At 74.2% G+C, this 13,748-nt stretch carries 7 protein-coding genes and 1 pseudogene; 6 read left to right on the top strand and 2 right to left on the bottom strand.

The genetic code is table 11. From position 1 onward, the window contains the following. The first annotated feature begins 137 nt into the window (after positions 1–137). The 3 genes and pseudogenes from D476_RS0119830 to gatA all read left to right on the top strand — a co-directional run bounded on the left by D476_RS0119830 (position 138) and on the right by gatA (position 4,004). Positions 138–2,189: a putative bifunctional diguanylate cyclase/phosphodiesterase gene (locus D476_RS0119830; RefSeq protein ID WP_017625673.1), complete on the top strand. Its 2,052-nt coding sequence runs from the start codon at positions 138–140 to the stop codon at positions 2,187–2,189. Between the two features lie 27 nt (positions 2,190–2,216). Further along, the gene (gatC, locus tag D476_RS0119825; protein ID WP_017625672.1) at positions 2,217–2,516 is read left to right on the top strand and encodes an Asp-tRNA(Asn)/Glu-tRNA(Gln) amidotransferase subunit GatC; all 300 of its coding nucleotides are present in this window, start codon (positions 2,217–2,219) and stop codon (positions 2,514–2,516) included. Further along, positions 2,516–4,004 (top strand): annotated as a pseudogene (gene gatA / locus D476_RS33910) (Asp-tRNA(Asn)/Glu-tRNA(Gln) amidotransferase subunit GatA). Before gatC ends, gatA begins: the two are co-directional and overlap by 1 nt. Positions 4,005–4,105: 101 nt before the next feature. Here the strand turns inward: gatA and D476_RS0119815 are convergent. Next, a complete protein-coding gene (locus D476_RS0119815) occupies positions 4,106–5,326 on the bottom strand; it encodes a Cys-Gln thioester bond-forming surface protein (protein ID WP_017625669.1) in 1,221 nt (406 codons plus the stop codon). A gap of 379 nt (positions 5,327–5,705) precedes the next feature. After that, positions 5,706–6,920, bottom strand: a complete 1,215-nt coding sequence (locus D476_RS0119810) for a thioester domain-containing protein (protein ID WP_017625668.1) — start codon at positions 6,918–6,920, stop codon at positions 5,706–5,708. 262 nt (positions 6,921–7,182) lie between these two features. On the opposite strand from D476_RS0119810, the gene gatB reads away from it, so the two are divergent. From gatB to D476_RS0119795, 3 genes are all read left to right on the top strand, one after another. Further along, positions 7,183–8,721 (top strand): Asp-tRNA(Asn)/Glu-tRNA(Gln) amidotransferase subunit GatB, encoded by a 1,539-nt coding sequence (gene gatB, locus D476_RS0119805; RefSeq protein WP_017625667.1) that lies wholly within the window; start codon positions 7,183–7,185, stop codon positions 8,719–8,721. Between the two features lie 114 nt (positions 8,722–8,835). After that, positions 8,836–11,637, top strand: coding sequence for a putative bifunctional diguanylate cyclase/phosphodiesterase (locus tag D476_RS0119800; RefSeq protein ID WP_017625666.1), 2,802 nt, complete (start codon positions 8,836–8,838; stop codon positions 11,635–11,637). Positions 11,638–11,981: 344 nt separating this feature from the next. After that, positions 11,982–13,745, top strand: a complete 1,764-nt coding sequence (locus D476_RS0119795) for an acetolactate synthase large subunit (RefSeq protein WP_017625665.1) — start codon at positions 11,982–11,984, stop codon at positions 13,743–13,745. Positions 13,746–13,748 lie beyond the last annotated feature (3 nt).

Raw genomic sequence — 13,748 nt, 5'->3', positions numbered from 1 at the left:
CAAGGCTCACCTAAAGTCCTTGTGCGGCGACAGCAGGTGATGAAGCGTCGTAAGCTGTGCCTGGAAGGTACGAGAGGGGGTGGCCGGAAGGGGTGAGACCTCCGCTCCGCCGCGGATCCCGACTCCCCGAGGACGCTATGAAGGACCCGAACAACACCCGTGACGTGGGCCCGCGGGTCGGCACGCCGCTCTGGCTGTACCTGGCCGGCACCACGGTGGCCGGGTGCGGCCTCCTCGGCGGGTCCCTGGTGTGGACCGGTCCCGGCGGCCTGGTGGCCCTGGCCGACCAGCCGCTGGTCTGGGTCGTGCTGTGCATGGTCGTCATCGGCGAGCTGCGGCCCATCGCCACCCCGAACGCCCCGGCCACCAGCGGCGCCCCCACCTCGCTGCCGTTCTCCTTCGCACTGCTGATCTTCTTCGGGCTGCCCGCCGCGGCCCTGGTGCAGGCGGTGGCCACCGTGGTGGCCGGGATCGCCCGGCGGCACGCCGCCCACCGCACCGCCTTCAACCTGGCCCAGTACGTGCTCAGCTTCGGGGTGGCCGACGCCGTCATGCGGCTGTTCCACCCGGCGGCCTCGGTCGGCCCGTGGGTGCCCCAGGGCGCCGAGCTGCTGCTGGTGGGGCTGGCCGGGGCCGCCTACTTCGTCACCAACCTGGTGCTGGTGGAGTGCGCGGTGGCCATGCACGAGCGGGTGCCGCTGCAGAGCGTGCTGGGCAAGGACATCGGCCAGCGGCTGTTCGTCAACGCGGTGCTGCTCAGCCTGGCCCCGCTGGTGGTGGCGGCCATGGTGAACTCCATCTGGCTGGTGCCGCTGTTCGCGTTCCCGCTGGCCGCGCTGTACACCAGCGCCACCCTGTCGGTGAAGCGCGAGCACCAGGCCAACCACGACGAGCTCACCGGGCTGGCCAACCGCAAGCTGCTCATCCTGCGCACCCAGCAGGCGCTGGGCGAGGCCCGCCAGCGCCACCACCGGGTCGGCCTGCTCCTGCTCGACCTGGACCGGTTCAAGGAGGTCAACGACACCCTGGGGCACCCCACGGGGGACCGGCTGCTGCAGACCGTGGCGCTGCGCCTGACGCACAGCGTGCGCCCCGGCGACCTGGTGGCCCGGCTCGGCGGGGACGAGTTCGCGGTGCTGCTGCCGCAGGTGCGCGACGCGGCCTCGGCCCGCGAGGTGGCCGCCCGGCTGCGGGTGGCCCTGGCCGAGCCGGTGCGCCTGGACGGGATGGACTTCGACCTGGAGGCCAGCGTCGGCATCGCGCTCTACCCCAACCACGCCCCCGACTTCGAGCTGCTCATGCAGCGCGCCGACGTGGCCATGTACGTGGCCAAGGAGCAGCGCACCGGGGTGGAGCTGTACGCCCCGCACAAGGACCGCAACTCCACCGCCCGGCTCAGCCTCTTCGGCGAGCTGCGCCGCGCCCTGGTGGAGAAGGAGCTGGAGATGTTCTACCAGCCCACCGTGGACCTGTCGGACCGGCGGGCGGTGGGGGTGGAGGCGCTGGTGCGCTGGCGCCACCCGCGCCGCGGGGTGCTGGACCCGCACGAGTTCGTGCCGCTGATCGAGCAGTCCTACCTGATGCGCGGCTTCACCCACGAGGTGCTGGAGCAGACCCTGTCCCAGGTGGCGCGGTGGCGCGCGGAGGGGGTGGAGCTGCCGGTGTCGGTGAACCTGTCCGCCCGCGAGCTGCTCGACCCGGCCCTGCCCGACGTGGTCGCCGCCGGGCTGCGGCGGCACGGGGTGCCGCCCGCGGCGCTGCGCCTGGAGATCGGCGAGCGGGTGATGGTCGCCGAGGCCGACGCGGTGGCCCCGGTCATCCTGGCCCTGTCCGACCTGGGGGTGCCGCTGTCCCTGGACGACTTCGGCACCGGCTACTTCACCCTGGCCCGGCTCAACGGGCTGCCGGTGCAGGAGATCAAGATCGACGGCTCGTTCGTGCGCCGGGTGGAGGAGGACGCCGACGGGCGGGTGATCGTCGCCTCGGCGATCGACCTGGTGGGCACGTTGGGCATGCGGGCGGTGGCCGAGGGCGTGGAGTCCGAGGGGGTGGCCGAGGCGGTGGCCGCGATGGGCTGCCACGCCGCCCAGGGGCGGCTGTTCGCCCCGCCGCTGGAGGCCGCCGAGGCGGCCGCCTGGCTGCGCGCGCACGGGGGCGCCCACGACGGCCATAGGATTGAGGCGCCCTGACTGCAAGAAGAGAACGGTTAGCAATCCATGTCCGCCATCACCCGCGATGAGGTCGCGCACCTCGCCCGGTTGTCGCGGCTGGCGCTGAACGAGGACGAACTCGACCACCTCGCCGCCCAGCTCGATGAGATCATCTCCGCGGTGGCCAAGGTCCAGCAGGCCGCCGAGGGCGACATTCCGCCGAGTTCGCACGCCCTGCCGCTGGCCAACGTCCACCGCCCCGACGAGGCCCGGCCCGGCCTCACCCCCGAGCAGGCCCTGGCCGCCGCACCGGCCGTCGAGGACCAGCGCTTCCGGGTCCCGCAGATCCTGGGGGAGGAGGAGTGATGGGCGCCGAACTGATCCGCATGACCGCCGCCGAGCTGGGCTCGGCGATCGCCTCGGGGCAGGTGTCGGCGGTGCAGGCGGCCGAGGCCTACCTGGACCGTATCGAGGAGGTCGAGCCCGGCGTCAACGCGTTCCTGCACGTGGACCGGGAGACCACCCTGGCCCAGGCGCGCGCGGTGGACGAGCGCCGCGCCGCCGGGGAGGACCTGGGGCCGCTGGCCGGGGTACCGGTCGCGCACAAGGACGTGTTCACCACCACGGACATGCCCACCACCGCCGCCTCCCGCATCCTGGAGGGCTACCGGCCGCCCTACGACGCCACGGTCACCGCGCGGCTGCGCGAGGCGGGCCTGGTCGTGCTGGGCAAGACCAACATGGACGAGTTCGCGATGGGCTCGTCCACGGAGAACTCGGCCTTCGGCCCCACCCGCAACCCGTGGGACACCTCCCGGGTGCCGGGCGGCTCCTCCGGCGGCTCCTCGGCGGCCGTGGCCGCCTTCGAGGCGCCGCTGGCNCCCCGGCGCCCCCACCCGCCAGCCGGCGGCGGTGTGCGGCCTGGTGGGCGCCAAGCCCACCTACGGCGGCTCCTCCCGGTACGGGCTGATCGCCTTCGCCTCCTCGCTGGACACCCCGGGCCCCTTCGCCCGCAACGTGCTGGACGCGGCGCTGCTGCAGGAGGCCTTCTCCGGGCACGACCCGCGCGACTCCACCTCGATCGACGCCCCGGTCCCGCCGGTGGCCGAGGCGGCCCGCCGGGCGGACGTGGCCGGGCTGCGCGTGGGCGTGGTCAAGGAGCTGTCCGGGGAGGGGTACCAGGCCGGGGTGCTCAGCCGGTTCCAGGAGAGCGTCGAGCTGCTGGAGTCGATGGGCGCCAAGGTCGTCGAGGTGTCCTGCCCCAGCTTCGACACCGCGCTGGCCGCCTACTACCTGATCGCGCCCAGCGAGTGCTCGTCCAACCTGGCCCGGTTCGACGCCATGCGCTACGGGCTGCGCACCGGCGACGACGGCACCCGCGGCGCCGAGGAGGTGATGGCGCTGACCCGGGCCGAGGGCTTCGGGCCGGAGGTCAAGCGCCGCATCATCCTGGGCACCTACGCGCTGTCCAGCGGATACTACGACGCCTACTACGGGTCGGCGCAGCAGGTGCGCACGCTCATCAAGCGGGACTTCGAGGCGGCGTTCGAGGGCGTGGACGTGCTGGTCTCGCCGACGGCGCCGACCACGGCCTTCCCGCTGGGCGAGCGGACCGGCGACCCGATGGCGATGTACCTGGCCGACCTGTGCACCATCCCGACCAACCTGGCGGGCAACGCGGCGCTGTCGGTGCCCTGCGGGCTGGCGCCCGAGGACGGGCTCCCGGTGGGGCTGCAGGTGATGGCCCCGGCCATGGCCGACGACCGCGCCTACCGGGTGGGCGCCGCGCTGGAGGCCGCGCTCCGCGACCGCAGCGGGGCCGACTTCCTCAGCGGCAGCCCGTACGCGCTCTGAGCGGGACGCCCGGCCGGACACACGGGTCGGACACGCAGAAGGGGCGGAGGGAACACCCTCCGCCCCTTCCGTGCGCTTCAGGCCCGGTGGCCTGCGCGGCCTCAGACCTCGCTGGAGGCCTTGCGCCTGCGGCCGAAGTAGATCGCCGCGGCGCCGCCGCCGACCGCGGCCACGGCCGCGCCGATCAGGCCGTAGAGCGCGCCGCCGGTGACCGGCAGGCCGCCGCCCTGGTCCTTGTCGTCGTCGGGCGCGGGCTTGTCCTCGCCCTGGTCCTCGTCGCCCTCGTCGCCGCCGGGGCCGCCCTCGTCAGGCGTGGAGGGGGAGGGCGACGGGCTGGGCTGCTCCTCCTCGTCCTCGTCGTCCCCGGGCGGGGTCTCGCCGCCGGAGGCCCAGGAGACCGAGGCGCTCGCGGTGATCTCCGTCTCCGAGCTGTCGGCGGTGATCAGGGTCTGGGTGGCGGGCTGGCCGTCGACGCCGCGGAACAGGCGGCCGACCTCGACGGTGGCGGTGATGGTGCCGGAGAAGGAGGCCTCGCCGTCCTCGGCGCCCTCGGGGACCTTGACGCCCAGCGTGTCGCCGTCGGCGGCGGCCTCGACCGGCTCGCCGCTCTCCACGTCGACCAGCTGGAAGCCCTCGGGGGCGTCCAGGACCAGCGGCACCGAGTCGGCGCTGGTCTCGACGGTGAATTCGCCGATGGTCTCCCCGGCGGCGCCCTCGGCGGTCTCCGGGGTGATGGTCAGCGACGCCTCCGGCTCGGGGGTGTCGGACTTCTCGGCCTGCTCCAGCAGGTGGGCGTAGAGCGCGTCGACGTTGGCGCCGTGCTTGCCGCCCTCGGTCAGCACGGTGCCGTTGCTGAAGTGCCAGACGGCGGCCTGGGTGCCGGCGACGGCCTCTTCCGCGGTCAGGCCCTCGATGCCGGCCTGCTCGGCCAGGGCGTCCACGCCGACCGTGGGGAAGGAGGACTGCAGGACGGTGTGCACCTTGCCGGGCTGGGCGAAGTCGCCCTTGCCGGGGTAGGTGTCCCAGGCGTCCTCGCGGTAGTCGGCGCCCTTGCGGATCGCGGTCTCGGCGTCGATGCAGTAGGTCTGCAGCTTGGCGCCGTCGTCGAGCTTCAGCTCGAACAGGTTGGTCTGGATCCTGCCGTGGGTCTCGGTCTCGACCGAGATGCCGCCGGGGCCGTTGCCGACGTACTTTCCGGTGGCGCCGTCGGCCAGGGCCGGGGCCGAGGAGAGCCCGAAGGCCAGGGCGGCCGCGGCGGTCACCGCGGTGGCGGAGACGAAGCGGCGCCCGCGGCGGGCGGTGTGGGGGTGGACCGTAGTCATCAAATCGCGTCCCGGGTCTCGTATCGGGGAATGATGCGCCGGGCCCTCCCGGACCTGCGAAAGAGGAGATCGGAAGGGGTCGGCCGGGGAAGCGCGCACCCGGGGTTACGTGAACGGGTCGTATCGGGCGCGCCTGGATCGCCTGAACCGCGGGGTGTCTCGGGGCCGCGGGGCGAATGCGTCACTTCCGCACCGCCCGATCCTAGCGACCCGATTCCGGACTTCCAACCGTGTTCGCGGAATTCTCGGTAACAATGCCCGCTCTGTGCTGTTCGTGCAGCTCAGGAATGGTGAGCAACGGTATTTGGTCCGAAAACGGACAGACGCGAAACGTGACCGGAACCACCCGATGGTGCTCCAGTGGCGCTCCGGCGGTGCTCTAGCGGCGCTTGAGCAGCCGCGCGGCCACGACCGCCGCGAGGCCCGCGGCCGCCAGCCCCCCGCCGATGGCGAGCAGCCCGCCCAGCCAGGTCCCGGTCAGCGCCAGGCCGCCGGAGTCCTCGGCCTGGGCCGCCCCGCCGCCCGGGGCGGCGGGGGAGGGGGAGGCGGACGGTGCGGCGGAGGGCGCCGCGGCCTCCGGCCGCTCGCGGGCGGGGGTGTGCGGGGATGCCTCGGGCATCGCCGGGGCTCCGGGGCCGGAGGCGCCGCCGTCCGCGGAGGGGGCCGCCCAGTCCGCCTTCACCTCGGCCGAGGCCCCCGTCAGCGCCTCCTCGGCGGCGACCACCGGAAGGGTGGCGACCCCGTCCCGCCCGGAGAAGGCGCGGCCCGGGGACAGCGCGGCGGTACCGGCGCGGGCGTGCACGGTGGCCACCCCGGCGCCCGGGTCCGCGGGCACGTGCAGGTAGAACTCCTCGCCGTCGGCGACCTCGGCGACCGTCTCCCCCTCGGCGTCGGCCAGCCGGGCGCCGGGCGCCCCGTTGACCTCCACCCGCACCGGGCCGGTGCCGGTGGTGCTGACCCGCAGCGGGCCCAGCGGGGCGGCCGGGTCGGCGCCGGTGATCCGGCCCGGCTCCAGGGCCAGGGTGGGCGCGGCGGGGGCCTCGGAGGCCCGCTCGGCCCCGGCGACCAGGTGCCGGTAGAACCGCTCCACCCGGGGGTCGTTGCCGCCGCTGCCGCCGGGCCCGGCCAGCTCGGCGCCGTCGGTGAAGTGCCAGACCGCCGCCTGGGTGGCGGCGATGGCCTGGCCCTCGTCCAGGCCCCCGGCGCCCGGCGCGTCCAGGTCCTCCAAGTCGACGGCGGGGTAGGAGTGGGCGACCACCCAGGCCACCGGCCCGGCGGCGTCCTCGGGCGCCTCCAGCGCCTCGAAGCCGGACTCGACGTAGGCGGCGGAGTGGTCCACCTCCCCGTCCAGGGCGGCGCCGTAGGCGGCGACCGAGGCCGCGTCGTCGATCCGCAGGCTGTAGAGCGCGGTGGCCACGTCCTCGCCGCTGTCCAGGCGGACGCGGGCGCCCTCGGCCACGGCCCGCTCCACCCGGGCGGGGCCGTCGGGGGCCGCCGCGGCGGCCGGGGCCCCGGCGAGGGCCAGTGCGGCCGCGCAGAGCAGCGCCGCGGCGGCTGCGGCCGGGCGGGCGGGGGCGGTCGGGACGCGGGGCACGGCGCTGCTGGCTCCTTCGGTTCGGTCGGGGTCGCGGCCAGGGTAACCGGAGGGGCGCCCGCGTCCAGGAGGAACCGCGCGTCGGAGCCGAATCGTGCGCGTGCTGTGACATTCCGCGCTCGGTGTGCGACACGGTTCCGACACAGGGTGTGGGCCCCCGGGCCGGGGCGTCGTCGCCGGTGCCCGGCCATCGGTAGGCTTCTCACCGAGGTCCCGCAGGTGCGCGGGAGGAGATTCGACGACGGAAACGGGTAGTGCGGCGATGGTCAGCGCGGTAACGAACGGCACTGCCGCGGGCGCGGCGCCGGTGGCGTACGACGACGCGGTGCGGCGGTACGAGCCGGTCCTCGGGCTGGAGGTGCACATCGAGCTGGGCACCGCCTCGAAGATGTTCTGCTCCTGCCCGACCGCGTTCGGCGCCGAGCCCAACACGCAGGTGTGCCCGGTGTGCCTGGCCCTGCCCGGCGCCCTGCCGGTGGCCAACGCCAAGGCGGTGGAGAGCGCGATCCGGCTGGGCCTGGCGCTGGACTGCTCGATCGCCTCCTGGTGCCGCTTCGCCCGGAAGAACTACTTCTATCCGGACATGCCGAAGAACTACCAGATCTCCCAGTACGACGAGCCGCTGTGCAGCGACGGCGCGCTCGACGTGGAGGTCGACACGCCCGAGGGGCCGCGCACCTTCCGCGTGGAGATCGAGCGGGTCCACATGGAGGAGGACACCGGCAAGAGCACCCACGTGGGCGGCGCCACCGGCCGGATCCACGGCGCCAGCCACTCCAACGTGGACTACAACCGCGCCGGGATCCCGCTGCTGGAGATCGTCACCAAGCCGATCCCGGGCGCCGGGGACCTGGCACCCCAGGTGGCCCGCGCCTACGTGGCCGAGCTGCGCGCACTGGCGCGCTCGCTGGGCATCTCGGACGTGCGCATGGAGGAGGGCTCCCTGCGCTGCGACGTGAACGTGTCGGTCAACCCCAACGGCGCGGGGGAGTGGGGCACGCGCACCGAGACCAAGAACGTCAACTCGCTGCGCTCGGTGGAGCGCGCGGTGCGCTCGGAGATCGAGCGGCAGGCCGGGGTGCTCGACGCCGGGGGCCGCATCGTCCAGGAGACCCGCCACTTCCAGGAGAACACCGGAACCTCGGTCTCGGGCCGCAGCAAGGAGGAGGCGCAGGACTACCGCTACTTCCCCGACCCCGACCTGGTGCCGGTCGCGCCGGGCGCCGAGTGGGTCGAGGAGCTGCGCGCGGGCCTGCCCGAGCTTCCGGCGGCCCAGCGCGCGCGGGTGCGCGCCGAGTGGGGCCTCAGCGACGAGGAGCTGCGGGACCTGGTCAACGCCGACGCCATCGAGCTGGTCGAGGCGACCGTGGCGGCGGGGGCCGACTCGGGCGACGCCCGCAAGTGGTGGCTGAACGAGCTGTCCCGCCGCGCCGCCGAGTCCGAGACGGAGCTGGCGGCGCTGGCGATCACCCCCGGGCAGGTGGCCCGGGTGTGCGCGCTGGTCTCCTCCGGCGACCTGACCAACAAGCTGGCACGCCAGGTCGTCGACGGGGTGCTGGCCGGGGAGGGCTCCCCGGACGAGGTGGTCGAGGCGCGCGGGCTGAAGGTGGTCAGCGACGACTCGGCGCTGGGCGCGGTGGTCGACCAGGTGATCGCCGACAACCCGGACGTCGTGGAGAAGATCCGCGGCGGCAAGGCCGCCGCCGCGGGCAAGCTGGTCGGGGACGTGATGAAGGCGACCCGGGGGCAGGCCGACGCGGCCCGCGCGCGCGAGCTCATCCTGGAGCGGATCGGCTCCTGATCAAGGGCCGGTGCCGTCCCTCAACCCGAGCGTGACCTTGGGTGAATAGCCTGGTCGCTCCCGGCCCGTGCCGCGGAGGCGGCACGCCCTGCGCCAACGACCGGAAGGGTGCCCATGAAGACGGCCGTCGCCAAGGGCGACCAGCGGCTCTGGCTCGGCGCGGTCGCGGTGCTCACCGTGGTCTACGCGCTGGGCACGCTGGTGCAGGTGGCGCCGGGGACGACGCTGACCTCGCGGCTGGGCCACTGGCCCATCGCGGTGGCCGCCGCGCTGGCCGCGGTGTCCCTGCTGACCAGCGCCCGGCGCCGGGCGGGGACCGCCGCCGACGACCCGATGGTCTCCGACGGCGCCGACGGCACCGCCGCGCTGCGCTATCTGGGGCTGGCCGCGGCCGCCTGGAGCGCCGGGGCGGCCACCTCGGCCGTGACCGGGCTGCTCACCACCAGTCCGGCGGTCTCGCTCACCCTGGGCGACCTGTTCAGCCTGGTGGCGCTGGCGCTGTTCGCGCTCGGGTTCACCCGGCTGGCCCCGCTGCCGCAGGGGCTGCGCCCGGCCACCCGGCACCTGACCGACTCCTACGTGGCGGCCGCCGCGCTGTTCGCGGTGGTCTGGCTGCTGCTGTTCGCGCGCCTGTACAGCGAGTTGGGCGAGGGCGGCGAGTACCTGGGCTTCGCGCTGGTCTACCCGGTCGCCGACATCGCGGTGCTGTGCCTGATCGCGCCGCTGGCCTTCACCTCGCCGCACAGCACCCGCCGGGCCGTGGTGATCGCGATGGCGGCGTTCGTCATCGTGGCCGGGGCCGACCTGATCGGCGCGGTCACCCGGCTGACCGGCGACGCCCCGGCCGGGGGGATCGAGTACCCGGTGCGGCTGCTGGGCTTCGCGCTGCTGGGCGCGCTGCCGTGGCTGATCCGGGACCGGGCCGGGGCGCGCCCGCGCCGGATCACCGGCCGCGGGCTGTACCGCTTCGCCCCCGAGATCGCGGCGATCGCCGCGATCGGGGTGGCCACGGTGGTGCTGACGGTGGCGGCGCTGGGCCTGCCCGGGGTGGCGGCGGTGCTGCCGCTGGCCGCCGGGTCGGCGGTTCTGGTGCTGCTGGTGCGCATGTCGGGGATGCTGGAGGAGAACGGCACCCTGAACCGGATGGTGCTCACCCGCGAGGCGCACTTCCACGAGCTGGCGCGCAACAGCGGCGACGTCATCCTCATCCTGGAGGACGACGGCGGGGTGTTCTACGTCAGCCCCGGCGCGCCCGAGGCGTTCGGCTACACGCTGGACGACCTGGCGGCCGAGCCGGTGACGGCGATCGTGCACCCGGAGGACCTGCCGCGCACCGCCGAGGCGGCGCGCCTGTTCGAGCGGGGGCACGGCGGCGCCGACAGCGTGCACCTGCGGCTGCGGGTGCGGGCCGGGGACGGCACCTGGCGGCACACCGAGTCCACCCTGTCGCTGTACGAGCAGCCCGGCGAGCCGGACCGGCTGCTGGTGACCACCCGCGACATCAGCGCCCAGGTGGCGCTGGAGGACCAGGTCAACCACCTGACGTTCCACGACGGCATCACCGGCCTGCCCAACCGGGCCTACCTGGAGGAGCGGGCCCGGGACATGATCGCCCGCCGGGAGCGGGCGGCCGCCTCGGGCGAGGAGCCCGCGCACGGCGAGATCGCCGCGATCTTCCTCGACCTGGACGGGTTCACCGCGGTGAACGACTCGGCCGGGCACACCTTCGGCGACTACCTGCTGGCGCAGGCGGCGCGGCGGCTGCGCGCGGCGGCCGCCTCCGGCATGACCCTGGCCCGGTGGGGCGGGGACGAGTTCGCGGTGCTGGTCGAGGGCGGCGCGCACGCCCAGCGCGTGGTCGACCTGGCCGAGCGCCTCGGGCGGGCGATCGCCGCCGAGCCGTTCCAGGTGGCCGACCGCGAGGTGGTGCTCACCGCCAGCTCCGGGGTGGCCTTCGCCGAGTCCGGGATGGACGCCGGTGAGCTGATGCGCAACGCCGACATGGCGCTGGCGCGCGCCAAGGAGCAGGGCGGCGGGCGGCTGGAGGTCTACGCCGCCGACATGCACGCCCAGGTGGTGGGGCGCCTGGAGCTGCAGGCGCGGCTGCGCCAGGCGCTCGCCGACCGGGAGTTCACCCTGGAGTACCAGCCGGTGGTGGACCTGGAGAGCTCGCAGGTGACCGCGGTCGAGGCGCTGGTGCGCTGGCGCCGCACCGACCCGGCCGACGCCGACGCCGACGCCGACGCCGACGGGGACGGGGGCGGCGAGGGCGCCGAGCGGCTGCTCCTGCCCGAGGAGTTCATCGGCGCCGCCGAGGAGTCCGGGCTGATCGTGCCGCTGGGCGAGTGGGTGCTGCGGGAGGCCTGCGCCAAGGTGGCGCTGTGGCGGGCCGCGGAGTGGGACATCGGGCTGAGCGTGAACCTGTCGGTGCGCCAGATCCTCTCGCCGCGCTTCGTGGAGACGGTCGCCGACGCGCTGGAGGAGAGCGGCCTTCCGGCGCGGGTGCTGACGCTGGAGGTCGACGAGGAGGTCCTGCTGGAGGACCCCGGGGAGGCCGTGGAGCGGCTCTCGGCGCTGCGGCGGCTGGGGGTGCGGCTGGCCATCGACGACTTCGGGATGGGGTACGCGTCCCTGGCGCACCTGCGCGAGCTGCGGGTGGACGAGATCAAGATCGACCCGTCGTTCGTGCGGGACCTGGGCGCCGACGGCACCGTCACGCTGCTCACCCACACCATCGTGCGGCTCGGCCAGGACCTGGGGGTCCAGGTGGTGGCCGAGGGGATCGAGCGGCCCGAGCAGCTGGAGAAGCTGCGCTCCATGGGGTGCGGCCACGGCCAGGGGTTCCTGGTGGCCCGCCCGATGGCGGCCGCGGGCGTGGAGGCGCTCGTGGGCGGCGGCGCGGGCATCCCGCTCTGACGGGTGCCTTCCTGTCCGAAATGTGGACCCATGGTGCGGCACGCTCGCATGAGTGCGGTATCTGTGCAGGTCAAGTGGGGGATATCGACGCCTTCGCGGGGTCGGTATGCGACACATCACATCTCGAATGGTGAGACAAAATCCGGATTCGGTTGACGCCCGCCCCCGCGTTCGCCAAGGTTGACACCGTGCAGAGCAACACCACCCTCATTCTCGTACTTGGTCGGCGCGCAGCCAGCTGACCGAGTCGACGCTGCTGCGCGCCACCCTCCGACCGCACCCGCGGTGGAGGGTTTTTTGTTGCCACGGCTGGACCCCCTGGATCGCGACCGAAGGATCTTTCGATGACCGAGCGCATGACCGGAGCACGTTCGCTGATCAGGTCACTGGAGCACGCCGGCGTGGACGTGGTGTTCGGGATCCCCGGCGGGGCGATCCTCCCGGCCTACGACCCGCTCTACGACTCCCGGCGGGTCCGGCACATCCTGATGCGCCACGAGCAGGGCGCCGGGCACGCGGCCGAGGGGTACGCCTACGCCACCGGCCGCCCCGGGGTCTGCATGGCCACCAGCGGCCCGGGCGCCACCAACCTGGTCACCCCCATCGCCGACGCCCACATGGACTCGGTCCCGATGGTCGCCATCACCGGCCAGGTCGCCACCCCCATGATCGGCACCGACGCCTTCCAAGAGGCCGACATCAGCGGCATCACGATGCCCATCACCAAGCACAACTTCCTCGTCAAGGACGCGGCCGAGATCCCGCGGACCATCGCCGAGGCGTTCCACATCGCCTCCACCGGCCGCCCCGGGCCGGTCCTGGTCGACATCGCCAAGGACGCCCTGCAGGCCGAGTCGGAGTTCGCCTGGCCGCAGCGGCTCGACATGCCCGGCTACCGGCCGGTGACCAAGCCGCACGGAAAGCAGGTCCGCGAGGCCGCCCGGCTGATCGCCGAGGCCCGCCGCCCGGTGCTCTACGTCGGCGGCGGGGTGCTGCGCGCCGGGGCCCACCAGGAGCTGCGGGTGCTGGCCGAGCTGACCGGCGTCCCGGTCGTCACCACCCTGATGGCGCGCGGGGTCTTCCCCGACTCCCACCCCCAGCACCTGGGCATGCCGGGCATGCACGGCACCGTCCCGGCGGTCGGCGCCCTGCAGCAGGCCGACCTGGTGGTCGCGCTCGGCGCCCGCTTCGACGACCGGGTCACCGGGCGGCTGGACAGCTTCGCCAAGGACGCGGCCGTGGTCCACGCCGACATCGACCCGGCGGAGATCTCCAAGAACCGCCACGCCGACGTGCCGATCGTCGGCGACTGCCGGGAGGTCCTGGCCGACTTGGTGGTCGCCGTGCGCAAGGACCAGTCCGAGGGCCGCCAGGGCGACTACGGGTCCTGGTGGGCGCAGCTGAACCGGCTGCGCGAGGAGTACCCGCTGGGGTACGAGCCGGCCGAGGAGGGCGGGCTGGCCCCGCAGCACGTCATCCGCCGCCTGGGCGAGATCGCCGGGCCCGAGGCCACCTACGTCGCCGGGGTCGGCCAGCACCAGATGTGGGCGGCCCAGTTCATCGGGCACGAGCGCCCCGGATCCTTCCTCAACTCCGGCGGGTTGGGCACCATGGGCTTCTCCGTCCCGGCGGCGCTGGGCGCCCAGGTCGGCGAGCCGGGCCGCACCGTGTGGGCGGTCGACGGCGACGGGTGCTTCCAGATGACCAACCAGGAGCTGGCCACCTGCGCCATCGAGGGCATCCCGATCAAGGTCGCGGTGGTCAACAACGGCAACCTGGGCATGGTCCGCCAGTGGCAGACCCTGTTCTACGAGGGCCGCTACTCCAACACGAACCTGCAGACCTCCCCGGCCGAGGAGGAGAAGGTCCGCATCCCCGACTTCGTGCGCCTGGCCGAGGCGTACGGTTGTGTCGGACTGCGGTGCGAGCGGCCCGAGGACGTCGACGCCACCATCGAGAAGGCGATGGCCGTCGACGACGCCCCGGTCGTGGTCGACTTCACCGTCCACCACGACGCGATGGTCTGGCCCATGGTCGGGCCGGGCGTGAGCAACGACGACATCCAGTACGCGCGCGACATGGCGCCGGACTGGGGCGACGAGGACTGAGTA

It is taken from the genome of Nocardiopsis chromatogenes YIM 90109 (assembly GCF_000341185.1).
Classification (GTDB): Bacteria; Actinomycetota; Actinomycetes; order Streptosporangiales; family Streptosporangiaceae; genus Nocardiopsis_A; species Nocardiopsis_A chromatogenes.
The sequence above is the reverse complement of the archived record's forward strand: the minus strand, read 5'-3'. Positions and strand labels throughout refer to the sequence as shown.